Source organism: Pseudomonas sp. HPB0071, from assembly GCF_000478505.2.
In the GTDB taxonomy this organism is placed as follows: Bacteria; Pseudomonadota; Gammaproteobacteria; order Pseudomonadales; family Pseudomonadaceae; genus Chryseomonas; species Chryseomonas luteola.
The window spans coordinates 119615-144545 of sequence record NZ_KI517368.1 but is presented as its reverse complement, the minus strand read 5'-3'; the positions used below and the strand labels follow the sequence as shown (position 1 = coordinate 144545).

Below are 24931 nucleotides of genomic sequence, written 5' to 3'. Positions count from 1 at the left end.
GCCTGAACCCAAAAGTACATCTGGCGCACAACATTGCGTCAAATCTCATGAGGCATATCGTGAAAGCTAAATAACTATGACGCTGCTATCACTTTGATTTCAAACGTAGCGCGTATAGTTCTTCCTGGCCTTCCTGCGCTGCGCTGGAGAGGCCTTTACCTCCGCATTCTGTTTACACAGAGGCGGGAAGGGAGACATCAACTCATGCAAGGAAGCTGCTATGAAGGGTGCGATCTTAAAGCCCCGAGGTTTTGCCGTGGCCGCCATAAAGGTAGTGCTGGCTGCTGGATTGTTATCCGCGTTGTCAACGGCCGAAGCAGGCATCGACCTGGTAAGTCTGAACATGTCGGGTGCAAGTTTTGCAGCCGAGGTGCTGCCGGGCGCTAATGGCTTTAACTACATCTTTCCTACGGAGCAGTATTTCAAGGCGTGGAGCGCAAAGGGCATAAAGACCATTCGTTTCCCCATCCTGTGGGAACGTCTGCAGAAAACCACCTACGCATCGTTTGATCCAACTTATGCTGGGCTTGTAACTCAGACGCTGGACTACGCCCATAAATACAATATGCGGGTTATTCTGGACCTGCATAACTTTGCGCGGTACAAGAATCAGCTGATTGGCAGTCGAAACGTCCCGCTAGACGCGTTTCGTGATGTCACGTATCGAATGGCAATAGCATGGGGAAGTCACCCTGCCTTATTCGCCTATGACGTGATGAATGAACCCTATGCGACCTCGGGTACGGTGGCGTCCATCATGCAGGCGGGTATCGATGGTATTCGCCGCATCGATAATACCCATTACATATTGGTGGAAGGTGAAAACTTCTCCAGTGCCTGGCTATGGTCGTCGTCTTCAAGTGCAGGTCTGCTTTCCGTCAAGGATCCGGCCGACAAGATTCTTTATTCAGCGCATACCTACCTGGACGATAACAACTCTGGCACTTACACCAATCCTCGGGATGCTGGGATGAATGATCCTATGGTTGGTGTCAATCGGGTCAGGCCGTTTGTAGAGTGGTTGAAAGCCAACAACAAGAAAGGCTATCTGGGAGAAATCGGCGTTCCGAACAATAATCCTGCCTGGTTACCTGCGCTCGACAATACCCTCAAGTACCTCGCTGAAAATTGTATCCCTGCCTCTGTCTGGGCTGCCGGGCCAGGATGGGGTGACGACTATGTATTGAGTGTGGAGCCTGTTGACGGCAAGGACCGTATCCAATGGCCGATCTTGCGTAAATACGTGGAGACTAGTAATTCGTGTGTGTCTATTGGGCCACAAAAAGCGGCAAGCCCAACTCCGCCTGTGCCCCAACCCAAGCCTGAGCCGCAACCTCAACCAAAGCCCGTGCCCATTCCACAGCCAGTACCGGCTCCACAACCGCAGCCCGTACCTGAGCCCGCGCCAGTACCTCAGCCTGCACCGGCTCCCCTACCTAAGCCATTCGTTTGTCAGTTTGCACTGACATCATGGCTTCCAATCTGCCAGGCAAAGACAAACACGCACGCCTATTGGTGGCATTGGTAAGGCAGAAGCCCTGGCGAGTAAGGCGCCAGGGCTTGAGCATTAACCTGATCAGCGCTCAGCGTTGGGGCGCTCGATCTTGGCAGGTTCCGTTGACCGGGTTTTCCAGAGTGATACCAGTACGCCACCCGCCAGCAAGCTCAGCGTTACACTCAATGACAAGGCGGCAGGTATTTTGCCAATGATGCCCACCAGGAAGATCTTGCTTCCGATGAACACCAGAACCAACGCCAGCGCATACTTGAGGTAGGCGAAGCGATGAATCAGGGCAGCCAGCGCAAAGTAGAGTGCACGCAAACCCAGGATCGCAAAGATGTTCGAGGTGTAGACAATGAACGGGTCCTGTGTGATCGAGAAGATCGCCGGTACGCTGTCCACCGCAAACACCAGATCAGCACACTCAATCAGAATCAACGCGAGGAACAACGGTGTTGCCCACCAGACTGTGTGACCGGCAGCATTAGGTTTCCTTACAAAGAAGTGCTGCTCGTGCAGCTCATTCGTAACGCGCATCCGTCTGCGCAAGAACTTGACCAGGACGTTATCTTCCAGGTTTGGAGCTTCATCCACCTTGGCGAACAGCATTTTGATGCCGGTGACGACAAGAAATACCCCGAACACATAAAGGATCCAGCTGAACTGATGGATAAGGGCTGCGCCCAGGCCAATCATAAGCGCTCGGAGGACGATTACACCCATGATTCCCCAGAACAGCACCTTGTGCTGATACTGTCGAGGAATGCCAAGAAAGCTGAAGATGATCGCCATGACAAACACATTGTCCATGGAGAGCGACTTTTCGATTAGAAAGCCGGTCAGGTAGTCCATGCTGGCGTCACTGCCTTTCTGGAACCATACCCATACGGCAAACAACAGGCCCATGCTGATATAGCCTGCCGAGAGGAATAGACTTTCCTTGATCCCTATCTCGTGATTGTCACGATGCAGAACCCCAAGATCAAGCGTGAGCAGGGTGATGACGACAGCCAGAAATGCAAGCCACAACCATGTGGCCGTACCAAGAAAATCGGCGAACAGAAACGCTTCTAGGGTGTTCATGAGCCCCTCCTTACAGTCGAAGTTGTACCAGCTGTGACTCCGACATGGCGGTAGGAACCGTCAGAGGGGCCCGGCGTCACGCTGATTACGTTAAGTCCTTTCCTGCAGCGTCTCAACTGACAAGTTTGACAAAACGTTGCAACTTTATGAGGGGAAAGAGCAAATGCGGGCGAACAGAAAAGGCGGCGTGAAGCCGCCTTTTTCAAGAGGCCTGACAATGGCCTTATCGCTTGCGAAGATAAACGCGGCTAACGCGTCGCTCGTCAATATCGGTCACGGTGAGACTCCAATCTAGCCATTCCACGCGATCACCTTTGACAGGCAACCGATCCAGCAGGCTCATGACGAGGCCGGCCAGCGTCTGATAGTCCTGAGTGGCCTTGGCCTGAAAGCCCAGGCGCTGCCTGAGAACATCCAGCGGGAGTCCACCACTGACGATAAAGCCGTCCTTGTCCTTGCGGATATCGGGCACTTCCATTTCGCTGGCGTCTGGAAGATCACCTGCAATGGCCTCAAGCATATCGGTAATGGTCAGCACACCTACGAAATCACCGAATTCGTTGACTACAAACGCGATGTGCGTCGAAGCATGGCGAAGCTGTTCCAACGCATGCAAGGCCCCGCAGGTTTCTGGCAATACGATAGGGACATGAATAGCGCTATCGAATGCTACATCGTGTCCTGCCAGCAACTCACGAAGCAGGTCTTTCTTATGAATGAATCCCAGCGGCTCATCAACTTTACCGTCTCGTATGACCGGCAGGCGTGAGTGAGGGGAGTCCATCAGACGCTGGCGATTGTGCTCATCTGTATTGGCCAGGTCGATGTAGTCCACATTGGAGCGTACCGTCATGAGGCTGCGAATCGGCCGTTCGGACAGGTTCAATACACTGCTGATCATGATGCGTTCCTGGCGATGGAAGACGTTTTGATCTCGGTCATCATCCAGCAGGTCAGTGATCTCGTCATCCACCTCGTCCGTTTCAAACTTACGCCCGCCCAACAGGCGCATGACCGCGTATGCCGTTCGCTCCCTCAAGGGATGGTTTCCGTGCAGCTTCTTACGACGTCGCAGGCGTGCGATCTGGTTGAGCAGCTCGATCAGAATCGAGAAGCCAATCGCGGCATACAGGTAGCCCTTCGGAATATGAAAGCCCAAACCATCGGCGGTCAGGCTCAAACCGATCATCATCAAGAAACCCAGGCACAGCATGATGACGGTAGGGTGTGCATTGACGAAGTGGGTCAGAGGCTTGCTCGCAACGATCATTACCCCGATCGAGACGATCACCGCGATCATCATGATGGAAAGATGGTCGACCATGCCGACCGCGGTAATCACGGAATCCAGTGAGAAGACCGCGTCCAGCACCACGATCTGAGCGACGATAGGCCAGAAAGCCGCGTAGGTTTTGCTGTTTCGTGCCTGAACGACATGTCCTTCAAGGCGTTCATGCAATTCCATCGTGGCTTTGAAGAGCAGGAAAATACCGCCAAACAGCATAATGAGGTCGCGCCCGGAAAAGCTCTTGCCAAATACCTCGAACAACGGAGCGGTAAGGGTTACCAGCCACGAAATGCCGGCCAGCAGACCCAGACGCATCAGCATCGCCAGCGACAGGCCGATGATGCGGGCGCGGTCACGTAAGTGAGGCGGCAGTTTGTCTGCCAGAATGGCAATAAAAACCAGGTTATCAATGCCTAGGACCAGCTCAAGCACGATCAGCGTGGCAAGCCCCAGCCACGCGGTGGGATCAGCAATCCATTCCATTTGGATCAGGCCTCTATCTGTTGGAAGTTGAATAGCCGAACGTGTACAGCGTCGGTGTGCGCGATGGGATGATCAAGCAGGCACCGTGGCAACGAGAGGGCGTTGTGAGGTAAACAGAAAGGGCGTAAGGAAGTGGCAACGTGACGCTGAGCAGGGCCGCTCGATATGGAAGGGAAGCGTCGACTGGGAGGTTCGGAGGACGTGTTCATAACACCTTGGATAGAGTGGAAAGCCTAGAGCTTAACCGGGCGATAGACATTTGCCTAAAGCGAAACTATTACAATTTGCTATGGACCAGCAGGGTGAGAAAGGACGCGCCGAAGCGCGTCCTTCGGTATTACAGGAAGTTGAATGGCAATGTGGAAACGAGGCGGATCTCCTTGAAGCTGCCGTCTACCTGATTCTGGCTAGCCTTGTGACGGGTCAGCATCAGGCGGAACTTGCTGTCCTTGATTCGGCCAGGACTGGACCTGGTATGTGCCGACCAGCCCGAGTTCGTGGTGGGTTTCCCCGTCCTGTTGTAGTACTTCGGCATAGTTAGCGTAATTGCCACTGCCGGGATTGTAATGCGTACCGTCGATGTCCCAGCCCTTAACGTACCAGATGCCCGTTGTCAGACCCGGAACACCGAAGTAGCTCCAGTCGGTCTCGTACCGGACCTGGGCGGACTTCTCGTTTGGCCCGTTATAGTCCGAAAACATCGAGTTGCCCAAGTAGATCGCAGCGGTCTCGTGGGCATAGTCGAAGTACTCGTTTCCTTCAATCTGCTGATACACGAACGTCAGGCTGTGAGCCTGATGGCTACCGGTAAGCGCCATGCTCCAGGCAGTATTGTTTATATTGCCAGCCTTCGCATCGCCTTGATCGAGGGTACGATAACCATTGAATGCAGCTTTCCAGCCAAACGTCTTGATATCACCGCCGGTCTTGCTCAATCCCAAGTAATACTGGTTCCAGACGTCTTCAAACTGTGCGCCGTAGAGGCTGATCTCGAACCCGTCCAGCGGCTTGTAGTTACCGCCCAGATAACTCAAATGATCACCAATGACTTCGCGTGTACCGTATTCAGTCGTGAATTTCTCATCGCCTGCACCGGTTCGCGGACTGGCACGGCGGAAGCTGCCGGCTTGAAGCGACAGGTTGTCCCATTCATCGCTGACGATCCCGAAACCGGTAAAGCTGGAGGGCAGAGCGCGGTTGTCGTTATAGCTGGCTACGGGTGTATCAATCAGAAAGCGACCGACCTTAAGCTCGGTATTGGACACACGCAAACGGACATCAGCTACCCCTAGCTTTGACCATTCATCGTGGCCATGACCGTCACTGTCTGCCAGCGTACGGTTGCCGCCACCACCGATTCGTCCCTTGCCTCGCTCCAGGTTGATGGCATTGAACCCAGCAACATCGATACCGAACCCCACGGTACCTTGCGTATAACCGGAGCTGTATTTGAGCGCTGTGCCCTGAACCCAGGTATTACGAGTATGAGTGAAGTGACGGGAGCCGTTCTTGGGATAGGTGAAACCGAAACGGTCTTGCCCGATCTCCCGAGCAGCAAAGTTCCGCGTGGTCAGCGTTAGCGTATCGTCTTCAAAAAATCCTTTGGCACCTGCCTGGCCTTTGACCGGCTTCTGTACATTGGGAAGGCTTTGGACTTCATTGATGTAGCTGGGATCATCAGGGGCCGGAGATTGAGCCTGAGCTGCAAGCGAAAGTGCAAGTAGCGAAAGGGTAAAACCGGCGCGGTACAAAGTAGACATCTATTTTCCTTATGATTTTTATAGGAGTTCGAGTGAAACGCCCCATGGTGCTTTTCCTGCTGACAGGCAGAAGGAAAGTGTCCGCGGCGCGGCGCTATACGCTCTGCCAGGACGGTTAACGCAACGCTTACGTATTTGCTCTCCCTCAATCGAGACGTACTAGGCCCATGGCTTAGAAACCCGTCTCGCCGAGTCAATTTGAATAAAATGGGTTTCTGCTTCTATTGCGCTTTGCTCACTTCCCGAATGGCGTATCGAGACAGGGCCAAGGCAACCAAGCAGGCCGTTTAACGGCATGGAGATCCATGGAAACAGTTCCAGGATTTCATGCCCGTCGCAGGGCTCTATGCAGAAGCTGTACCTAAGGAAACATGACTGATTAGTCAGGTTTATGTTTGTCCGTTACACATATATTTATGGCGTAAATGCATAAAATCAGGGCAGTTTCGATATCATTAAGCCTGTATACATTTGGTAACAGTCGCTAAACCATTGTTACGCTTGAGAAAGATATTGGTAATGAAATGCGCACCGACTGTGCACAGGTGTGCTCTGTAATGGTGCATGGTTTTTCAAAAGGGTGCTTGGGTGCCGGTAGTTTGCTTCTGCTCGTTGCAGCCACACTGAGCATTCCCCTGATTATCTATCCAGCACAACGAGCCAAAACGCCGTATCATTGAGGGTGAGTTTCAACCGGATAGAATCCACATGCTGTCTGCTGTTAAACGCTACCTGGCAGGGGAGTTATCGAACTATTTTCCACGTACCACGGAGTACCTGCAGAGCAATGGTGATGGCCCGCTGTCTCATCCCAAGCCAAGCAAGCAGGCGGGCTCGTTGCTGACCAATAAACTCAAGTCCATGGTCACCCGTAAGCCCACCCAGAAAGTCAACCCACGCAAAAAACCTGAAACCGGTGCAAAAGGTTCTCCAAAGCGTGGCAAGGCGGCTCCCACGGCTAAAAAAGCTCAAAGCAAGAGTGTGACTGCGACCAAGCGATCAACGAAGCCGAGCGGACGAGCCAAGAAGCCTCTGGAGTCTGAGCCCAAGGCCCATAGAGCTACCACGGAAGGACTCTATGGGCCCGCGTTACTGTCTATAACCGAGCAGCACGTTCAGGCGATGCATGAGCGCGTAGCCGAAGCCGTCAAAGCAGGAGTGATCCGAGCGCCGTCAGACGAGCAGTGGGGTATGATTGTCAGCCGCAGCCCGGCTACGCGCATCTTTGCAGGTGCAGGGTCGGGCAAGTCCACTACGCTGGTGCTGCGCGTAGTCTTCATGCTGTGCCATCTGGATATCAAGCCCGAACAGCTCACAGTCATATCGTTTACTAACGACTCCTGCGCGCAGCTGCGCGAGCAGCTTATCAAGGTATTGTCCTTCTGGAAGTTCTCTTTTTCAGCTGAGCAGGCGCGCAGCTGCGTACGGACCTTTCATTCGGCGATGGGTACGCTCGCCAAGGACGCATTAGGTGCGCCGGTATGGTTTGAGCAGCTGTCCGATCGCAAGGCATCAGCTACCGAGCTGGACAATCCATTGACAGGCGGCCGTCTTCATCCTGTGCAGTTGGACCTGCTCAAACAGGCCTACCAGCGTGCCTATTCAGACGTCCCGGCGTTCAAGAGGAAGGTCGACAAGCTGCTGAATATCGCTAACGAAAGCGATGAAAGCGAAGGAAACAGGCCCGCTCCACTCAAGCCGTTCAAGCTGGAGGGCGAGTTCGTAGCGGTTCCGCTTTTTGAGGCGTTCTACGTCCAGGCGGGCTTTATCGAAAGCCTGGGACTACGGGTAGATCGTTTGCAAAGCGATAGCGTGCAGTGTTCCGTTCGCGAGCAGATCTTTATCGAGGCCCTAGGGCTCTTCTGGAAAACGTTTGAAGCCTGTCTGAAAGAGAGGGGCCTACTGACGTTCAACCGTGCGTTTCAGGAGCTTACCGATCGGCTCAATCGAAACGATCGGAGCATCCGTCCGGAAATGCTGATGCCGTTCAGTCATCTGCTGATCGATGAATTTCAGGACATCTCCCCACAGATCGTATTGTGGCTGCAAGCCGTCCATGGATATCTGGCCCGTCAGAAGCGGGCAATCAGTCTTATGGCGATAGGGGATGACTGGCAATCCATTTATGGCTGGCGAGGAAGCTCTCCCGAACTCTTTATGAACTTCGACCGTCATTTTCCAAGCCAGGGGCGAAACAGAAAAAGTACCGTTCTGACGCTGGCTACCAACTACCGCTCCGTGGAACCCATTATTCGGGACGCTGAGAGAGTATTGGCTGGCGTAATATTCAAGCAGGAAAAGACCTGCCAGGCCGCCAGGACTGTCAAGCGAGGTGATCATGGCGTGCAGGCGGTTACACGGTTCGATTTCAAGAGTCGTCTGCCGGAAGTGGTAAAGGAGATCGAGGCTCAGTGCGTCCACGCTGCAAGTCGGAACTCTTCGGAGCGGACTGCGGTGTTGGTGTTGAGCCGACGCAATGAGACGCTCAAGACCCTTCAAAGCCATCTCGACAAGGCGCTACCTGTGCGCTGCTATACCATCCACCGGGCGAAGGGATTACAGGCTGAAGTAGCCATTGTTGTCGATGATGGAGCCGGTGCCTTACCGCATCCGCTGCGCAACGCATTGTATAGAGCGTCTGGTTTTTTTCAGAACACCTATGATCAGGCGATGGCCGATGAGTCATCAAGGCTCTCTTATGTCGCGATCACACGAGGAGTTAGTCGTGTACTCTGGTATACGACCAAATCCAGAGGGCCATGTTGATAGCAGCTAAACCCTTGAAAAGGAGTCTCTTTCTCTGATTATCGATTTGGCTGATGATGACTAGTGCTACAAAACATTTCTAGCCTGTTCCTGCGCTGCCTATGGTGAACCTGTCTCTTCCTTGAAGAGCCCACCAGTTAAAGAGGGTAGCGCCATGACTCATCAATTGTTTCGTAATCCAGCCAATGCCTTGCATATCCACACCAGTTTTGCCGAAAAAGCGGCTTTTCTGCTGGGTACGCAAAAACAGGTGCAGCTTGAAAAGGCGACTGGTACTACTGATCCAGTCCGTTGAAACGGGTGCCATCCCTCGTGCTTGATGCGAGCTGTTGCGTAAGCACAAGGGATGACACATTAACCTAACAGCGATTAGCGCTTTTGATAAAGATCCAAAAAAGCAGTGGAGCCTTGTCTCAAATGTCTGGACAGGCGAACGGGGCCCAACTGCTCATGCTGGCGCTCCTGGGCCAACATTGTTCCGGCTTGTAGATCGCAGCCGTGGATCATGAGTTGGAGCAGGGACTGGGCTGGTGACTGTTTGATAAGTATGTTCATGGGCAGGGACCATGTAAGATTTCGTCCATAGTTACGCTCATGTAGAGCGTCTGGTACTGATTTACATCAAGGCTTGTGCGTGCTGTATACATACCGCTCTTTTCATTTCAGCCTTATTTCACCGCCAGCAATCATGACCTTGGCTATGTAGGTAACCGACGTGCTGTACTACAGACTGCCGTTTGAGCGGAGCGCAGTAGCCTGGGACATGTCAGTCACTTCCGTAGGCCCCACTTGAACGTACCTCCAAGCTAAGCACTCCTTTGCGTCATATGCGAAACCTGGCGACGTATGGATAATCGGCGCTGCCGATCTCCATAACTGGGGGCAGGCTGAGAAACACCTTCTACCTGGGTGACATCACGTGCCGTGATTTATGATGTCCTGCAACACGCAGGTCTGCTTCATTTCCTTGATATGTATCAAGCCTTGGCTTTACAGGCGTATGACGATAGTGGCATCAGGTAGGGGGAGAGCCCCAAGGAGCCGCGGCATGAATCGCTATCAACGCCTCCTTCTTGTGGTGGACAACAGCTGTTAGCGGACTGCTGCCTTTATGCGTGCCCAAGCGCCGGCGCAAGCCAGCCGAGCAGCATTGCACCTGGTTATGTTTGATTATGTCGAGGCGAGGCGATTACAGCCCATTGCTGCAGTAACCAACTATTGCAGCCGTGATGAGGTGGATGTGTTGGTAGTTGGTCGTACGGAGCACCATCCCTTGCCCTGGCTGGGAAGTTTTGCCGAGCCACTGCTGGCTGCGCCCCCATGCAGTATTCTGGCCCCTGGGCCGTTCTTCTGTCGATTCCTAGTTCACGCTGTAAGCATTCGTACTCGATCACACCTGGTTAACCGAGTGCAGATCCGAACGCTTACGAGCGGGCACTACTGGCTGCAAGGAAAAGGAGAAACTATTTCTGGCCCTTGATTTCCATACTGCCGTATTTGTTCTGCTGATAGATCGTGTAAGGCAATACCAACGTATCCAACACACCAGAAAGCGCCATATCTACCGCAATCAGTGGAACAGCATGTTTTTCCTGAGGTGGGGGATAGATAACGGGCGGAGCGTTGAGTGAGCAGAAATCGTACGCCACGCCGCTATAGACCCGGCTTATGGACTCGCAATAGGTTTTCTGCTGCCTGAGCTTGTAGCTAGTAGTCGCATCGTCTTGGAACACCGTATTGAGGGTTCCACACCCAGTCAGGCTCAGCGCCAGGACGCCAATGGCAATCGTGTCAAGCTTCATGCCTATCGTTCCTTCTATATCAACGTGGCTTGAGCCACTGATCAAGCCAGACAAAAGCGGCTTCCTGTTGCTCCTGCACAAACACGTGGCCAAGTTCGGGCCACAGCTGTGTGGTGAGATTCAGCTCGGCCTGTTGAGAACGCCAGATGCGGTGCACCTTGGCGTAAGCCGCTTCGACCGATTCTGAAGAGAACAGCGTGTCCTTTCCACCGTTGAAAAGCAACAACGGACGGGGTGCAGCAATTCCGGCAACGTCTGGAATATCGAGCCGGGCCGGTATGCCTGGATGCAGCATGTAGTACGATGACTGGCCGCGTAATGTGTTATTCCCCGGCGTCATCAGGCCTTGGTAAGTCCCAAACCAGGAAATGGCAGCAGTTGCCGCAACCTTGTCTGAAAGGGCTGCCAACTGCCAGGCGCGAAAGGCCCCCATGGAGAACCCGACAACGCCGATGCGACGTGCGTCGACCATGGGGAGCGTTGCCAGAAAATCGACCGAGCGCATGTCTTCATAGGCCATTGTTCCGGCAAGGGAACGTCCCAAATTGAAGAAATTGCTGGCAAGCGCCTGTTGCTGTTCGTATGTCACCGGGCCGCGCTCACCCCAACCAAGGGCATCGACCGAAAGCACGACATAGCCCCGCTTGGCCAGCTCATCGCCAGGAAAGCGGCCAGAGAAATATTTGTCGGCCCACTGCTGCGCGGAAGCAGATACTGTTTGATCACCCCATGGTTTGACCATCTTCTCTTTGCCAATATCAAAGCGCGCCCCATGGTCATGCAGCATTAGCACCGCGGGATGAGGGCCGGGCGTATCAGGCAAAAGAAGCAGAGCGTTGACACGACTTTCATCCGTCAGCGTGAACCTGATCTTCTGAGCGCTGTAGCCTGAACGCTGCTGCTGATCAATAACCTGAGCGTTGAAGGCACGCTTTGAATCTGGCGTTAGCAACGCCTCGCGCAGTAGCGTTTGGGCATAGGTACGCCATTTTGAAAAGTGCTTGTAATGACCTGACAGCCAGCTATCTGGATAGGTCATCTTCTGTTTGAGCAGCAGGTAATTGCCGGGAAGTGCGTCGGCCGTAATGGGAGCGGAAGCTGACTGGGCCTGGGCATTTGCCGTTGCGGCAAGGCTGATCCCGCAAAGCACGAGAGATTTCAGAATATTCAAGGTGCGACTCCGGCTGTTGTTGTTATTGAGGCGAGAGTATAGACAGCAGTATGACAACTTAAAAATGGATGGGCCATCTGGCAATCCGGATCTCAGCTGTTCAGGCCGATATCCGATAGGATGAGGCAGGCCGTTACGTTTGCTATCGAGGTGGAATTCTTTCGATAGGGGGCAGGTCTCACACGCATCTCACCTCGACACGGGAACCATAATCCTTGCAGACCCTCCGTCTCACACCCACGGTGGCCACGTTCCTTGTATCATTCCACTCCATTTCCAGGGGCCTGGATAGCGGTTTACGCTATGGCCGGTACGCTCTTGGACTTACAGCCCTATTGATGCTGGCAGGATGTGGAACACACTCTCCGCAGCAGGTAACTGCGCCCAGCCCAACTGAAGTACAAGCCAGGATTGTCAGGCTCATGCCTGGTAGTGTGTCTGAGCGCCAGGGCTGGGCCAGGGATATTTATATGGCGTTCGATGCGCAAAAAATTCCTCCAACGACCGAAAACATCTGTTCCGTATTGGCGGTGACTGAGCAGGAGTCCACGTTTCAGGCAAACCCTCGAGTGCCAGGCATGGGCTCGATTGCGAAAAAGGAAATCGATCGCCGCGCCGGCAAGTTGCATATACCGGCCTTTCTGGTCCGTACCGCATTAAGCCTACGGTCACCCAACGGCAAAACCTATAACGAGCGACTTGCTGCGGCGCATACCGAAAAAGAGCTGAGCGATATCTTTGATGACTTCATTGGCATGGTTCCGCTGGGCAAGACACTCTTTGGCAGCTTCAACCCTGTTGAAACTGGCGGGCCGATGCAGGTCAGCGTAGCGTTCGCTGAGCGCCAATCCAGAGGTTATCCCTATACGATTGACGGATCGATTCGTAACGAGGTCTTTACCCGACGCGGCGGTGTCTATTTCGGGACGGCACACCTGCTTGGCTATCCGGTCAGCTACACCCAACAGATCTACCGATTTGCCGATTACAATGCCGGTTGGTATTCGAGCCGTAATGCTGCGTTTCAGCGGGCAGTGAGCAGTCTGACAGGCGTTTCTCTTGCGCTGGACGGCGATCTGATCCGCTATGGCTCACTGGAGCCGAGTGCAACCGAACTGGCCGTCCGTAAGCTGGGCAAACGACTGGACATGAGTGAACTGGCCATACGACGTGCGCTTGAAAAAGGAGAAACACTCGATTTCGAGGAATCCAAATTGTACACCCGCGTTTTCGAGCTGGCTGAGAAGAAAGCGGGTAAATCGCTACCTCGGGCCATATTGCCAGGCATTACGCTCGAAAGCCCCAAGATTACCCGCAAACTAACCACCGCCTGGTTTGCCAAGCGTGTCGAGGAGCGCTACCAGCGCTGTCTGGCGCGTGCAAAGTAACGTGCAGCATGCCTTGGTTTACCGAGGCGTGCTGTCGTAGCGCAGTTGGGCCTGATCGATCGCCTCCATATTCGCCTCTGCCCACAACCGAAGTGGCTTGAGCGTCTCGGCGAGGGTAACGCCCAGCTCGGTGATACGGTATTCCACGGTGACCGGAACGGTGGGAAATGCCGTACGCAAGACCAGACCGTCCCGCTCGAGCGTTTTCAACGTCTGCGATAACATCTTCTGGGAAAGCCCGCCGATTCGGCGCAATAGCTCATTGAACCTTAGGGGACTTTCCAGCAGAAGATCAAGTATCAGCACCGTCCACTTATCTGCAATTCGATCCAGTATCCGTCGGGTTGGACAGTCAGCGCTAAATGTGTCGGGTGCCAGAGCCGCTTGATTCATTGGCAGTCACCTCAGGGTAACCAAGTGAGAAAAAAGTGCGTTCTTGTCGGAACGTACCGCGTCAATTAACGTGGTTTCCGAAAGTTACTAACTAACGGAAGGGGACTATACATGAAGGTTGCATTAATTGGCGCGTCAGGAAATGCCGGCTCGTGCATTCAGGATGAGTTGATGAAGCGAGGGCATCAAGTGACTGCAATTGCCAGAAATGCCTCTCGTATAAAAAAGGCAGCAGGCGTACTACCGGTAGCGGTCGATGCGAATAACGAAGCTGAATTGACGGGTGTCCTAAAGGGTCATGACGCCGTTATCAGTGCCGTCATGTTTACCAGCAGCAACCCGGAAACTCTTATCTCAGCGGTAAAAAAGGCTGGGATCAGACGTTATCTGGTAGTGGGTGGCGCGGGAAGCCTTGAGGTGGCACCCGGAGTCAGAGTAATCGATACGCCTGATTTCCCAGCGGAATACAAGCCAGAGGCTTCGGCGGGTGCGCTCTTTCTCGAGCGATTACAAAGGGAGCCAGCGCTTGACTGGACATTCCTTTCGCCCTCGGCCGAATTCGTACATGGGCCACGCACTGGGACGTTTCGACTGGGTGAAGACAGCCTACTGGTAGATCAGAAGGGACGGAGCCACATTTCATTCGAAGATTATGCAATCGCCATGGTTGACGAACTGGAGCAAGGCAGGCATCTCCGCAACCGGTTTACCGTTGGGTACTAAAACGAGGACAGAATCGTTACCGTTCGCTTGCTTGTAAGCGGTTGCGCTTATAGATCCCGTGCAACGGCAGAACTTTTGCGACGGAGCTCATGGATGGCATCTTCAATGATGGTGTTCATGAGTTCCTGATTCGCGGCATGACGATTAAGCAGGCTCCGCTCAACCTTGGCAGGCGTTCGCGGGTCGATGAGCGTAATGACAAATACATCGCCGCGACTCTCAAGTGTGTACTTGACCGGTGGATCGAGCGAGGCAAGGCGGTATTTCAAGGCGTTCACTGTCATAAAACCATTCTGTCGTTGTTTTCACTTCGACAGGTACAGCACCGCCGATGTTCCTACCATTCAGCTCGAAAGGCGATGCTAGAGCGCTTGCTTGCTAGCGATTTACTGGCATGGTGAGGGTGAATACCGTCCCGCTGTCTCGGTTGGAATTTACCTTCATATGGCCACCATGGGAGCGGGCAATTTCATTGACGATGTACAGCCCGATACCCAGCCCCTGTTGCAGGTTGGTCTGAAGCGTCGTTCGGCTGGCCCGCCAATACGGTTGGAACAGGCCAGACAGGATGTTTTCAGAAAGAGGCTCGCCATCGTTGTGGACGGATAGCGTCAGTAAACCATTCTCCACCTCTGCACGGATCAGAATAGGGCTCTGCGGATTGCCGTGCTGAATGGCGTTGGCTGTCAGGTTCGACAGAAGCTGCGCCAGGCGGTCGCAATCGCAATAGACCGTCCCCAATGTATTTACCGCGCTTTCAATGCAGCGATCAGGGTAGGTTGCCTGTAGCTCATTGACGACCTGCCGAAGGTGCAGTTCCAGGTTGCCGCGCTCCTCCTTGGCTAGCGGGATGCCGTTACCCAGCTGTCCTCTGGAGAAATCAAAGATGTCTTCCACCATTCGTAGGGCTCGCTGGGCAGAAGCGTGGATCAGTTCGACCAGCGAGCGCTCCTGATCCTCGCGCGGTGTTTTCAGCAGCCGCTGTGCACCCGCACAAATGGAGAACAGTGGATTGCGCAGATCATGGCCAACCAAGGCAAGAAAATGCTCTCGGGATTTGGCCGTCAGCTTTTCATCAAGCAGCTTGCTTTCGGTTTCGATAAGGTTTTCCTGGGTTTCTATTTCCAGCGAAAGCAGATGAGTAAACGAACTCATCATTGCCAAGGTTTTCGTCTCGTCCAGATTCGCGGGCTCTGGATCCAGTGCGCACAACGTGCCGAAGAAACTGCCATCGCGCCGGAAGATGGGAACCGAGATATAACTTTCAAAACCATACTGCTTGGGGGTTGGGTGGCTGCAGTAGCGCGTATCTGCACTGGCGTTATTGATCAGGATCGAGTCCTGGCTTGCATGGACTTCGCGGCACAGTGTTGTGGTGACATCCAGAGGATCGCCTACCTTGAGCCCAAAGCCGATCAGGTCCAATACGGCACAGGTTGTCCAGGAATCTTCAGTTACCCGTGCGATTGCGACAAAACGAAGAAGGGTGCTTTCAGATATGACCTTGAGAATAACACCAACAGCACTGATTCTAGCGATGATGGAAAGATCATTCGCGAGTGTACGCATTATGAGTTATACCTTGAAGCGAGGCGTACTTCACGGCTGCCCCTGACGATAGATCAGGGTAGTGAACGCGATTATCGTTTCGTTGACAACCTTTGGACGTATACAGTTTACACAGGTGAGACTCCTGGCCAGGGAGACGACTTTCAAAGTCGCTTGCCATTGCCGTCTTTTACCCTCGGATGGCTCAAGAGCCGCCTGCATGACACATCCCTGGCTTAGGCGTGCCCGGAGGCTTACACAGTAGGACGCTGTTGAGCGTGAAGCGCTGCCGTATCAGCAGAACGGCGTTCTATAACGACCGTGCCTGTAGCAGGATGGCTGCTGGCTGGAAATGGAAAAAGCGCACGCCCATACAGGTCACGGCAGCAAGCAATGCCTCTCTAACGACATAACCTCGGGCATAGAGAGGCCTCCAGAACACAGCCGTGTTCAGATTTCACCTTCCCAATAGTCCAAGTTGGCCTCGGTCCTCTGTAGGGCGCGAAACGCCTTGATTCCCTTGGCACTGGCAGTCGCAAGGTACTTACCCGAATCTGGATACTCCACGACTTCGGGCGACTCTTTCGTGCTGATTGACAGGTATTTCAACTCAGCGTGAGACGTATTGATGATCTGATGTGGATAGTCAGGGCCGGCGGGAATAAAAAGCACATCGCCGGCCTGTATCGGCACATGCTCGCCTGCTACCCGCAACGTACCCGTGCCCTCCAGAATGAGAAATGCCTCCTCCTGAGCATGGTGAAAATGATAGGGACATGAGCGCTTGCCTGGCGGAACGATATCCAGCGAAAAACCAAGCTTTTGTGCGGCTGTTCCTTCAGAAAGGCTGCCGCTCTGACTTTCAAACAAAGGGCCGTAGGTTTCATGCGTCAGCGACGCATTGTTCAGGTTGCGAATAAGCGCTTGAGCCAGTACGGCTGCCTTGTTGGAGGGAATTGTTGTCATGGCTGCGAGATCCGTGGGGCGTCTGGTTATGCAGCATAGACAATCATAGAGCGATGACGGATTCCGTTTTTGCTCCTTTGTGCAAGCGATACCATGAAGTGCGATAGCTAACCGCGTCAGCGATCAATGGTGCCGATCGTATAGGAAGCAGTAATGTAAATCTCATTCCTCTTCCGGCACCAACTTGCGGCGCGCAAACAGGCTTTCCAGAATCTTGTTCAACAGCACGACCAGCGCAATAAACACCAGGAAATAAACAACAACATTGTCAGTACCCATAAGCCTGGAAAGCTTACCGGCAATCATTGCAGACAGCGCCAATACACAGACGAAGCGAATGCCCAGTACTAATGCAGACGTGTACTCATGAACCACATTGTCAGGTTTCACGGGGCGATCACTCGTTTCCATAGTCCAACTACCTGGCAAGTCTGATTGCTTGCCTGGCTACTTTAATAGCATTGCAACGATGCTTTTCCGAGCATCATCCTCCGAACGATCACTTATGGCCGATAGGCGCCAATTACAACGGTGATTGATACGCTTGATGCTGGGCCCGTCAGAAAACCGGCGTGATCTGAAGAAGGAGAGATCTTAACAAAGGAAGTTGGCTTCGCCTGATGAAGAGTGGTCAAGTGAGATGAGTTATTGGAGCGGAAGCAATGATAACGAGGTTTGCTGGAGCATGCAGGGCTTCGTGCTGCCCGCTGTCCCTGAGTTACTGACCCTGCAAAAGTATGCTCCGCTCCTTCCAGTTCTTAGCCAGTTGCCGTTGAAAGCTTGCTAGTAAAGAGCGCTTGGTTTTCATTCCGTGGCAAGGCGGGTGTTCGGTTGTAAGGATAAGGCTTCTCTGTATATCAAACCTTATCAGTCGAAAAGAAAAGGGCGTTATCCGATAAAGCAGAAGCTTTAAGCTTGAGGCAGCTTTCCTCTCACGAATCGCATCATGGGGAAGAGGTGGCTAACGTTATATTAAGCGGATAAAGGCTTTTAACACGGCAAACTACAGAAAATGAAGCATACCGATAACGCCTCATACGCTTAAAACTCCACGTCAGTATCGTCACGCTCATCTTCAGCGCTACGTGCTTCCAGATCACCTAACCAGTCCCAATCACTGGTGCGCTCGGGTTTACTCAGCAGCCATTCTATAAAAGCATTCAATAGTAGGTTCACCTAGCTGTATTTATGAACGTGTTGGTTCATTTAAAGACAGTAACTACAAGGATGCCTGATTATTACGCTTATAAATGCTTTCATTATGTTTCAAGGACTTATGATGAACCGAATCAATTGCTATGCAGGACAACGATTAAGTTCCAGAGCCTCTTGGCGAAAGAGGCTCTGGAGGCATAGCTCCGATTAGTTGGCTAGCGCCGCCAATGTCTTGGGATAACCTACGGTCGATCCATTTACCGGAGCGCCCTCGAGATAAACCCCAAGGTTTTTACCTGCCTGGACATAGGTAATCTTGCGAACCTCGCCATTGGCAAGGCGTACAGATTTTCCTACCTTGAATGCCGCCTGGTTGGTTGAGGTGCCAGGAATCGAGAAGCCAGCCTTCTTGCGGTACACACCGTTGAGCCAGTCAGCATTGGTAAAGTCATTGATCGGGCTTGTGGCGAGTACTGCCGATACCAACGCCAGCTTATTAGGATAGCCTACGATCGATCCATTTACCGGAGCGCCGTCCAGGTACACCGCCATATTGGTACCGATCTGGACAGCAGAGATCTTTCTGACCTCTCCGTTAGCAAGTCGCACCGAAGCACCTACTATGAAGGCAGCCTTATTAGCGGCCGTAGCAGGGATCGAGAAACCGGCTTTCTTGCGATAAACACCATTGAGCCAATCGGCGTTAGTAAAGTTGTTGATTACACTACTAACTGCACCGTCTACTCCAGCAACAGGTGTGGTGGTTATTGGAGTTGCTGCCGGTGGTACCGAAGTCGACGGTGCTGTGGAAGAGCCAGTACCCGTAGACGGTGTGGTCGCAACCGGAGTTGTACCCACAGACGGAGTGGATGGCGTTGGCGTCGTGGAGGCGCCTGCCTTCTTCGGGCCTATTTCCGTACAGCTGGTGTTATCCATGTATTTCTTGAGCGTCGGCCACTGCGGGCGATCCTGCCCATTTACCGGCTCAACCGACATGAAATAATTGCCCCAGCCCGGACCTGCCGCCCAGTAGGATGCCGGTACGCAATTCTCTTTCAGGTAGGCCAGCATGTTGTCCATCAGGATGTTCCAGCGCGGGTTGTTATCCGGTACGCCGAACTCACCAATATAGCCACGCTGACCATGCTTCTTCAGCCACTCTACGAACGGCTTGACCCGATTCACGCCATACATCACGTCCAGCTTGTTGACGTCTACGTCACCATAGCTGCCACCGGCGTTCTCATCGAAATACGAGTGCGCCGAGAAAATGATGTTGTTGGACGGATCCTTCAGGTTCAGCAAGGGATCATTCCACTCCGCCCAGCGCGTAGCGCTCGACCAGCCGTTACCTTCCACAATGATCGGGCGGGTCTTGTCTACGGCGCGCACACCGTTGATACCGTATTGCGCAGCGGTCGCCCAGTAGGCCAGGGCCCCGTTGGGCTCGTTCATGATGTCGTAGGCGTACAGGGCGGGTTGATTACTCCACTGCTGGGCAATCTTGGTCATGATCTCCTGGTAGCGCGCATACGGAACGCCACTGGTCCCAATCACCTGGCCGCGATAGCGTGCATAGTTATGCAGGTCCAGAATGATCTTGATGTTGTGCTTTTGCGCATAACCAAAGGTGCGGTCTATCAGGGCTACATAGGTAGGATCAAGAGGACCGCCCAGCTTGGGTTGCAGGCGCTCCCAGATGATGGGGAAGCGGAATGTCTTGATACCCCTGGCGCTCCACTGCTGGAAGTAGGATTCCACCGGAAAAATATAGTTGGTGCCATTGATTCCAGGTAGAACATGGGGAGCAAATCCCGCACCGGACAGGTTCAGACTAACCAGATCGACCGGTTCGGCTTGGGCGGCTACCGAGCCAAAGGTAAGACCCACGAGAAGGGGCAGGCTCTTGAAGAATCGCTTAGAAAAATGAATGGACGTGCTCATAATCACCATACTGCTCTGCTAGTGATGGGCTAGGTCTCGCGTCCATGAATACGAGGGGGCTGCCCTAAATAAAAAGTAATGAGGTCTTGGTACTAGGAGATACCAAGAGGCGCATCCTGACGCTTGTGCCCTTGATTACAAGTGACGTGCCAAAACCTTTACATATAAGGAAACATTTAGGATTAAAGTCCTGATAGCTTTGCTAAATACTTGATGGCGCAATGCTTTCAGCAGGAAGACCGTTTATCGGGTTTGATTTTTCAGGTCGAGTAGGCAGTGCCTGGTCAAGAAGGGACCCCTTGGGCAGTCAGAAATCTGGCTTTCAGGCGAGACCATTCTGGCGCTTTCGTCCAAAAGCAAAAACTTCTTGTCGAGATGCGGGATAATGGCAGCCAATTCGCTTATTCACGTTTCGGTAGTTTTGCATGGAAATCAAGGTCAATTTTCTCGATAACCTTCGGCTTGAGGCTAAGTTCGATGACTTCACGGTCATAGCCGATCAGCCTATCCGCTACAAGGGGGACGGTTCGGCGCCTGGGCCTTTTGATTATTTCCTGGCTTCATCAGCGTTATGTGCTGCGTATTTCGTGAAGCTGTATTGCCAGACACGCAACATCCCTACCGACAACATTCGTCTTTCGCAGAACAATATTGTTGATCCTGAAAACCGTTATCAGCAGATTTTCAAGATTCAGGTCGAGTTGCCGGCAGATATCTCTGACAAGGACCGCCAGGGCATTTTGCGCTCCATCGACCGTTGTACGGTAAAGAAGGTGGTGCAAACCGGCCCGGAATTTGTCATTGAGGAAGTGGACAACCTGGATGCCGATGCTCAGGCGCTGCTGATACCGAGCATGGCCTCTGACACGAACACCTTTATTGCAGGCAAGGATCTGCCGCTTGAGCAGACTATTGCCAACATGTCGGGGATTCTGGCCGACCTGGGCATGAAGATTGAAATCGCTTCATGGCGAAATATCGTTCCCAACGTGTGGTCGCTGCATATACGCGACGCTCATTCTCCGATGTGCTTTACCAATGGCAAGGGGGCCACCAAGGAAGCCGCGTTGGCGTCAGCCTTGGGCGAGTTTATCGAGCGTCTGAACTGTAACTTCTTCTGCAACGATCAGTTCTGGGGTGAAGACATTGCCAATGCAGAGTTCGTGCATTACCCGAACGAACGGTGGTTCAAGCCAGGCCGTAAGGATGCATTGCCATCTGAAATTCTCGATGCATACTGCCGGGAAATCTACAACCCTGATGGGGAGCTACGCGGCTCGCATCTGTATGACACCAACTCCGGCAACGTCGAGCGCGGCATCTGTTCGCTGCCCTTTGTACGTCAGTCGGACGGCGAGGTGGTGTATTTCCCGTCCAATCTGATCGAAAACCTGTACCTGAGCAATGGCATGAGTGCTGGTAACACGCTGGCTGAAGCGCAGGTGCAATGTCTGTCGGAAATTTTCGAGCGCGCGGTGAAGCGTGAAATCCTGGAAAGGGAACTTGCCCTGCCTGACGTACCGCAGGACGTGCTGGCAAAATACCCGGCTATTCTGGCTGGCATCCAAGGACTGGAAGAGCAGGGCTTCCCGGTATTGGTAAAGGATGCATCGCTCGGAGGTGAATTCCCGGTGATGTGCGTCACCTTGATGAATCCACGTACCGGCGGCGTATTCGCCTCGTTTGGCGCGCATCCAAGCTTGGAGGTAGCGCTTGAGCGCAGCCTCACAGAACTGCTTCAAGGGCGCAGCTTCGAAGGTCTCAATGATCTTCCTCAGCCTACGTTTGAAAGCCAGGCCGTGACCGAGCCGAACAACTTCGTTGAGCATTTCATTGATTCCAGCGGTGTAGTGTCGTGGCGTTTCTTCAGTGCCAAGGCGGATTTCGAATTTGTCGAATGGGATTTTTCAGCCGAGGGTGAAAATGCCAATGCTGAGGAAGCCGCGACGCTGTTCGGTATCCTCGAGGATATGGGTAAGGAAGTGTACATGGCGGTATATGAGGACCTGGAGGCAACGGCTTGCCGTATCCTGGTGCCGGGCTATTCGGAGATTTATCCGGTAGAGGATCTGATCTGGGATAACACCAACAAGGCGCTGTCCTTTCGCGCTGATATTCTGAATCTGCACCGTCTGGATGACGCCGCTCTGGAAGCATTGGTTGAGCGCCTGGAAAACTGCGAGCTGGATGATTACACCGACATCACTACCCTGATCGGCATCGAATTTGATGACAACACGGTTTGGGGACAGCTCACGATTCTTGAATTGAAGTTGCTGATCTATCTGGCACTGAAGCAGTTCGAGGAAGCGCATGAACTGGTCGGTGCCTTCCTGCAGTTCAACGACAATACCGTTGAGCGTGGCCTGTTCTATCAGGCTTTGAATGCAGTACTTGAGGTATCGCTGGACGAGGAGCTGGAGCTGGCCGACTATGAAGTCAACTTCCGCAGGATGTTTGGCAATCAGCGCATGGATGCAGTGCTGGGCTCAGTGGATGGAAGCATCCGCTTCTTTGGCCTGACGCCCACCAGCATGAAGCTGGAGGGGCTGGATAGACACCTGCGACTGATCGACAGCTATAAGAAACTGCATACGGCACGTGCCAGGGCCGCTGCTTCTGCCCATTAGCTGTCATTGAAGGCGCGTAGTGGCTAGGGTCGCTCCCAGCGACTATACACCTGGCGGATGCCAGCAGTGCAATCGCCTGATTACCTGCTATTTGAGTAATCAGGCGCACTCGCAAGACGGACCTGTTACTGCGTTGGGGCAGAGGAGAACTGCCCTTTGCCCGGCTACGAATGATGGGTCTGCTCTTTAGAGGAGGTACCCAATGGAGGTGATCGTCGTACTTCGGTGATGTAGATCAGGATCAGCGACACCCACACGATGCCGTAGAGCAGCATGAAGCAGCTTGAGTTGATACCCAGGAAGTCGAGCAGTGTGCCAAACAGGATAGGCAACAGGAACCCTCCCAGTCCTCCCGCCATGCCGACGATGCCTGAAACGATGCCCATGTTTTGTGGAAAATCATCGCCGATGTACTTGAAGGTAGAAGCCATGCCGCAGGCAAAAGCGATACCTAGAATAAACAGCAGTGCTGTTGCTCCCCAAACCGGAAGGCCAAGATGAAAGTTCATCGGTCCCCGGATAGTTTGAACAGTAAAATCGGTTTGCGGATAGGAAAGTAGAAATAGACTGATCCACGCGATCCACAATACCCACCACGTTACAGCATGGGCACCAAGCCGGTCTGACAGCAAGCCGCCGAGCGCTCGAAGGGCACCTCCAGGAAGGGAGAAGCAGGCTGCCAGCAGTGAAGCCTGAGCAATCGAGAGACCGTACTCGTTCAGGTAATACTGTGGCATCCAGATCGAGAGCGCTGTGAAGCCCCCGAATACAACGGAATAATACTGACAATATTTCCAGACGCGCCCATCCCGCAGAACAGCCAGCTGCTGTCTAACCGGAACGGAGCGTCCAGGGGCTCTGGTATCCGGTGCGGCAATTATCCAGAACAGAACCGCCGTCACGAGAAGCGCCACGGCATACACACGCGGCACGCTCTCCCAGCCGTAGCGGGCAACAAGGGCGGGCGCCAGGAACATGTTGATGGCGGCGCCAGTGGTACCTGCTCCGAATACCCCCATCGCAAATCCTTTGCGCTCGCTGGGAAAAAAGCGAGCCACGTAGGGCGTTCCAACCGAGAATGAGGCTCCCACAAGCCCAAGTGCCAGCCCCAACAACAGGAATTGCCAGAGCTGGTTTGCGTAGGAGGCTAGCCAGAGGGGAACGGTGCACGTCAGAAGCAGCAAGGTCATCACTGTTCGACCACCGAAGCGGTCTGTCCAGATACCCAGCGGCAACCGGAAAATGGCGCCGGTCAGGACTGGCGTGGCGGTAAGCAGGCCGAACTCAGATGCACTGAGCCCTAGGGAGGTCTGAATGGGGATGCCGATCACGCCAAACATCATCCAGACGGCAAAGGAGATCAGAAATGCCAAGGTGCTCATCACGAGCACACGCAAGGACTGTGTGCTGTTTGAGGATGCGATTGCTGCCGATCCGGTTTTCAAGAGCAGTTCCTCGCGGGAATGATCACGGGATCTCGGTTCGGGGCGTGGCCAGCGGAAGCGCCCGCGGCGGTGCACGATGATCCCGCCGGCCACGCTGAGGGTCGAGCAGGGGCGCTCTCGCCTGCAAAAAGGTCGAAGCCCTTGATGCTGGCGCGTGCGGCCAGTGAGGCGATATAGCCCTGCACGGCCTGCCGCCAACTGGTTTCCTGCAAAAAGGCGATAATTCGCGGGCGTACTGCCTGCAGTGGCGGTACCCGTCCTTTATGACAAGCCAGCACACGGATGATATGCAGGCCGAACCGGCTTTGAACAACTGTGGGGCATACCTCACCTGCTGCCAGTCCGGCAAGGTGGGTTTCGAATTCCGGCACTGTGCTTCCACGCTCAATCAATCCCAGATCGCCGCCCTGCGTTCTTGAAGGACAGTCAGAGAAGCGGGCCGCCAACACGGTCAGTGCTGTCGGGTCATCAAGCACTTCTGCAAGCATCGTTTCTGCCTTTTCCCGTGCCGCCCCAATGGCGCGTTCATCACCGGGGTTCGCTGCGATCAGCAAGTGCTGGACCTGCCAACGGTCAGGACGCTTCAAACGATCAAGGTTGTGCTGGTACCAGCGCTCCAGCTCTGTCTCGGTTGGCTCTGGAAGCTTCAGCTCAGTTTCGAGCAGACGCCTGATGGCGGCCTCGTCGGCCTCCTCACCGGGCTCAGCATCCTGACCGGTGATACCGTGCCGTGTAGCCTCGGCCAAAAGCAGCTCTCGAACGACGAGTGCGCGTGCGGCCTGTTCCCAGGCAGCGGCTGGGTCATCGGCGTCCTGCAGTTGGGCCTCCAGCGAAAGTAGGTCATCAGTAATGGCAATACCGTCAACGGTGATCATTGTCATGTCC

At 53.7% G+C, this 24931-nt stretch carries 21 protein-coding genes and 1 pseudogene; 7 read left to right on the top strand and 15 right to left on the bottom strand.

Features of this window, described 5'->3' with window-relative positions; all coding sequences use genetic code 11:
- The first annotated feature begins 220 nt into the window (after window positions 1-220).
- On the top strand, window positions 221-1528 hold the full coding sequence (locus tag HMPREF1487_RS20325) for a glycoside hydrolase family 5 protein (RefSeq protein WP_010798605.1): 1308 nt from the start codon (window positions 221-223) through the stop codon (window positions 1526-1528).
- Window positions 1529-1576: 48 nt separating this feature from the next.
- Here the strand turns inward: HMPREF1487_RS20325 and HMPREF1487_RS20320 are convergent, their stop codons facing one another.
- From HMPREF1487_RS20320 to HMPREF1487_RS20310, 3 genes and pseudogenes are all read right to left on the bottom strand, one after another.
- Window positions 1577-2584, bottom strand: a complete 1008-nt coding sequence (locus HMPREF1487_RS20320; protein ID WP_010798604.1) for a TerC family protein — start codon at window positions 2582-2584, stop codon at window positions 1577-1579.
- Between the two features lie 223 nt (window positions 2585-2807).
- Window positions 2808-4355, bottom strand: a complete 1548-nt coding sequence (locus HMPREF1487_RS20315) for a TerC family protein (protein WP_010798603.1) — start codon at window positions 4353-4355, stop codon at window positions 2808-2810.
- A 337-nt stretch (window positions 4356-4692) separates the two neighbouring features.
- Window positions 4693-6115 (bottom strand): annotated as a pseudogene (locus HMPREF1487_RS20310) (OprD family outer membrane porin).
- A gap of 708 nt (window positions 6116-6823) precedes the next feature.
- Between HMPREF1487_RS20310 and HMPREF1487_RS20305 the strand changes: the two are divergent.
- Complete coding sequence (locus HMPREF1487_RS20305; RefSeq protein ID WP_010798601.1) at window positions 6824-8881, top strand: UvrD-helicase domain-containing protein; 2058 nt, start codon at window positions 6824-6826, stop codon at window positions 8879-8881.
- A gap of 154 nt (window positions 8882-9035) precedes the next feature.
- On the top strand, window positions 9036-9176 hold the full coding sequence (locus tag HMPREF1487_RS27400; RefSeq protein WP_010798600.1) for a hypothetical protein: 141 nt from the start codon (window positions 9036-9038) through the stop codon (window positions 9174-9176).
- A gap of 74 nt (window positions 9177-9250) precedes the next feature.
- Here HMPREF1487_RS27400 and HMPREF1487_RS20300 read toward each other — a convergent pair whose 3' ends face one another.
- Window positions 9251-9436, bottom strand: a complete 186-nt coding sequence (locus HMPREF1487_RS20300) for a hypothetical protein (RefSeq protein ID WP_037031074.1) — start codon at window positions 9434-9436, stop codon at window positions 9251-9253.
- 556 nt (window positions 9437-9992) lie between these two features.
- On the opposite strand from HMPREF1487_RS20300, the gene HMPREF1487_RS20295 reads away from it, so the two are divergent.
- A complete protein-coding gene (locus HMPREF1487_RS20295) occupies window positions 9993-10361 on the top strand; it encodes a hypothetical protein (protein ID WP_010798599.1) in 369 nt (122 codons plus the stop codon).
- Here the strand turns inward: HMPREF1487_RS20295 and HMPREF1487_RS20290 are convergent.
- A complete protein-coding gene (locus HMPREF1487_RS20290; RefSeq protein WP_010798598.1) occupies window positions 10345-10683 on the bottom strand; it encodes a YceK/YidQ family lipoprotein in 339 nt (112 codons plus the stop codon). The two genes, HMPREF1487_RS20295 and HMPREF1487_RS20290, sit on opposite strands and share 17 nt — an antisense overlap.
- A gap of 19 nt (window positions 10684-10702) precedes the next feature.
- Window positions 10703-11854 carry a dienelactone hydrolase family protein gene (locus HMPREF1487_RS20285; protein ID WP_010798597.1) on the bottom strand — a complete coding sequence of 384 codons (1152 nt, stop codon included), beginning with the start codon at window positions 11852-11854 and terminating at the stop codon, window positions 10703-10705.
- A 338-nt stretch (window positions 11855-12192) separates the two neighbouring features.
- Between HMPREF1487_RS20285 and HMPREF1487_RS20280 the strand changes: the two genes are divergently transcribed.
- Window positions 12193-13242, top strand: coding sequence for a DUF1615 domain-containing protein (locus HMPREF1487_RS20280; RefSeq protein WP_051370256.1), 1050 nt, complete (start codon window positions 12193-12195; stop codon window positions 13240-13242).
- Between the two features lie 18 nt (window positions 13243-13260).
- On the opposite strand, the gene HMPREF1487_RS20275 is transcribed toward HMPREF1487_RS20280, so the two are convergent.
- Entirely contained in the window at window positions 13261-13635 is a 375-nt protein-coding gene (locus HMPREF1487_RS20275; RefSeq protein ID WP_010798595.1) for a winged helix-turn-helix transcriptional regulator, read from the bottom strand.
- Between the two features lie 111 nt (window positions 13636-13746).
- Between HMPREF1487_RS20275 and HMPREF1487_RS20270 the strand changes: the two genes are divergently transcribed.
- Entirely contained in the window at window positions 13747-14358 is a 612-nt protein-coding gene (locus tag HMPREF1487_RS20270; protein ID WP_010798594.1) for an NAD(P)-dependent oxidoreductase, read from the top strand.
- A 47-nt stretch (window positions 14359-14405) separates the two neighbouring features.
- On the opposite strand, the gene HMPREF1487_RS20265 is transcribed toward HMPREF1487_RS20270, so the two are convergent.
- The 6 genes from HMPREF1487_RS20265 to HMPREF1487_RS20245 form a co-directional block, all read right to left on the bottom strand.
- Window positions 14406-14642: a hypothetical protein gene (locus HMPREF1487_RS20265; protein WP_010798593.1), complete on the bottom strand. Its 237-nt coding sequence runs from the start codon at window positions 14640-14642 to the stop codon at window positions 14406-14408.
- Between the two features lie 94 nt (window positions 14643-14736).
- A complete protein-coding gene (locus HMPREF1487_RS20260) occupies window positions 14737-15927 on the bottom strand; it encodes a GAF domain-containing sensor histidine kinase (RefSeq protein ID WP_010798592.1) in 1191 nt (396 codons plus the stop codon).
- 429 nt (window positions 15928-16356) lie between these two features.
- On the bottom strand, window positions 16357-16872 hold the full coding sequence (locus tag HMPREF1487_RS20255) for a cupin domain-containing protein (protein ID WP_010798590.1): 516 nt from the start codon (window positions 16870-16872) through the stop codon (window positions 16357-16359).
- Between the two features lie 162 nt (window positions 16873-17034).
- Window positions 17035-17283 (bottom strand): hypothetical protein, encoded by a 249-nt coding sequence (locus tag HMPREF1487_RS20250; RefSeq protein ID WP_010798589.1) that lies wholly within the window; start codon window positions 17281-17283, stop codon window positions 17035-17037.
- 630 nt (window positions 17284-17913) lie between these two features.
- The gene (locus HMPREF1487_RS28035) at window positions 17914-18036 is read right to left on the bottom strand and encodes a hypothetical protein (protein ID WP_256205735.1); all 123 of its coding nucleotides are present in this window, start codon (window positions 18034-18036) and stop codon (window positions 17914-17916) included.
- A 198-nt stretch (window positions 18037-18234) separates the two neighbouring features.
- Entirely contained in the window at window positions 18235-19980 is a 1746-nt protein-coding gene (locus HMPREF1487_RS20245) for a glycoside hydrolase family 5 protein (RefSeq protein ID WP_010798588.1), read from the bottom strand.
- A gap of 416 nt (window positions 19981-20396) precedes the next feature.
- Here HMPREF1487_RS20245 and HMPREF1487_RS20240 point away from each other — a divergent pair, with 416 nt between their 5' ends.
- Window positions 20397-22601 (top strand): OsmC domain/YcaO domain-containing protein, encoded by a 2205-nt coding sequence (locus HMPREF1487_RS20240; protein WP_010798587.1) that lies wholly within the window; start codon window positions 20397-20399, stop codon window positions 22599-22601.
- Window positions 22602-22765: 164 nt separating this feature from the next.
- On the opposite strand, the gene HMPREF1487_RS20235 is transcribed toward HMPREF1487_RS20240, so the two are convergent.
- Window positions 22766-23983 (bottom strand): MFS transporter, encoded by a 1218-nt coding sequence (locus tag HMPREF1487_RS20235; protein ID WP_084213918.1) that lies wholly within the window; start codon window positions 23981-23983, stop codon window positions 22766-22768.
- Between the two features lie 59 nt (window positions 23984-24042).
- Complete coding sequence (locus HMPREF1487_RS20230; protein ID WP_083603261.1) at window positions 24043-24927, bottom strand: peptidylprolyl isomerase; 885 nt, start codon at window positions 24925-24927, stop codon at window positions 24043-24045.
- Window positions 24928-24931 lie beyond the last annotated feature (4 nt).

Excerpts from the sequence above, each read along its gene's own strand:
- HMPREF1487_RS20295 (WP_010798599.1), top strand. The coding sequence starts at position 9,993 with ATGCGTGCCCAAGCGCCGGCGCAAGCCAGCCGAGCAGCATTGCACCTG.
- HMPREF1487_RS20300 (WP_037031074.1), bottom strand. The coding sequence starts at position 9,436 with ATGAACATACTTATCAAACAGTCACCAGCCCAGTCCCTGCTCCAACTC.
- HMPREF1487_RS20270 (WP_010798594.1), top strand. The coding sequence starts at position 13,747 with ATGAAGGTTGCATTAATTGGCGCGTCAGGAAATGCCGGCTCGTGCATT.
- HMPREF1487_RS20280 (WP_051370256.1), top strand. The coding sequence starts at position 12,193 with ATGCTGGCAGGATGTGGAACACACTCTCCGCAGCAGGTAACTGCGCCC.
- HMPREF1487_RS20240 (WP_010798587.1), top strand. The coding sequence starts at position 20,397 with ATGGAAATCAAGGTCAATTTTCTCGATAACCTTCGGCTTGAGGCTAAG.
- HMPREF1487_RS20265 (WP_010798593.1), bottom strand. The coding sequence starts at position 14,642 with ATGACAGTGAACGCCTTGAAATACCGCCTTGCCTCGCTCGATCCACCG.
- HMPREF1487_RS20230 (WP_083603261.1), bottom strand. The coding sequence starts at position 24,927 with ATGACAATGATCACCGTTGACGGTATTGCCATTACTGATGACCTACTT.
- HMPREF1487_RS20305 (WP_010798601.1), top strand. The coding sequence starts at position 6,824 with ATGCTGTCTGCTGTTAAACGCTACCTGGCAGGGGAGTTATCGAACTAT.
- HMPREF1487_RS20235 (WP_084213918.1), bottom strand. The coding sequence starts at position 23,983 with ATGAGCACCTTGGCATTTCTGATCTCCTTTGCCGTCTGGATGATGTTT.
- HMPREF1487_RS27400 (WP_010798600.1), top strand. The coding sequence starts at position 9,036 with ATGACTCATCAATTGTTTCGTAATCCAGCCAATGCCTTGCATATCCAC.
- HMPREF1487_RS20250 (WP_010798589.1), bottom strand. The coding sequence starts at position 17,283 with ATGGAAACGAGTGATCGCCCCGTGAAACCTGACAATGTGGTTCATGAG.
- HMPREF1487_RS20245 (WP_010798588.1), bottom strand. The coding sequence starts at position 19,980 with ATGGTGATTATGAGCACGTCCATTCATTTTTCTAAGCGATTCTTCAAG.
- HMPREF1487_RS20275 (WP_010798595.1), bottom strand. The coding sequence starts at position 13,635 with ATGAATCAAGCGGCTCTGGCACCCGACACATTTAGCGCTGACTGTCCA.
- HMPREF1487_RS20315 (WP_010798603.1), bottom strand. The coding sequence starts at position 4,355 with ATGGAATGGATTGCTGATCCCACCGCGTGGCTGGGGCTTGCCACGCTG.
- HMPREF1487_RS20260 (WP_010798592.1), bottom strand. The coding sequence starts at position 15,927 with ATGCGTACACTCGCGAATGATCTTTCCATCATCGCTAGAATCAGTGCT.
- HMPREF1487_RS20290 (WP_010798598.1), bottom strand. The coding sequence starts at position 10,683 with ATGAAGCTTGACACGATTGCCATTGGCGTCCTGGCGCTGAGCCTGACT.
- HMPREF1487_RS20325 (WP_010798605.1), top strand. The coding sequence starts at position 221 with ATGAAGGGTGCGATCTTAAAGCCCCGAGGTTTTGCCGTGGCCGCCATA.
- HMPREF1487_RS20320 (WP_010798604.1), bottom strand. The coding sequence starts at position 2,584 with ATGAACACCCTAGAAGCGTTTCTGTTCGCCGATTTTCTTGGTACGGCC.
- HMPREF1487_RS20255 (WP_010798590.1), bottom strand. The coding sequence starts at position 16,872 with ATGACAACAATTCCCTCCAACAAGGCAGCCGTACTGGCTCAAGCGCTT.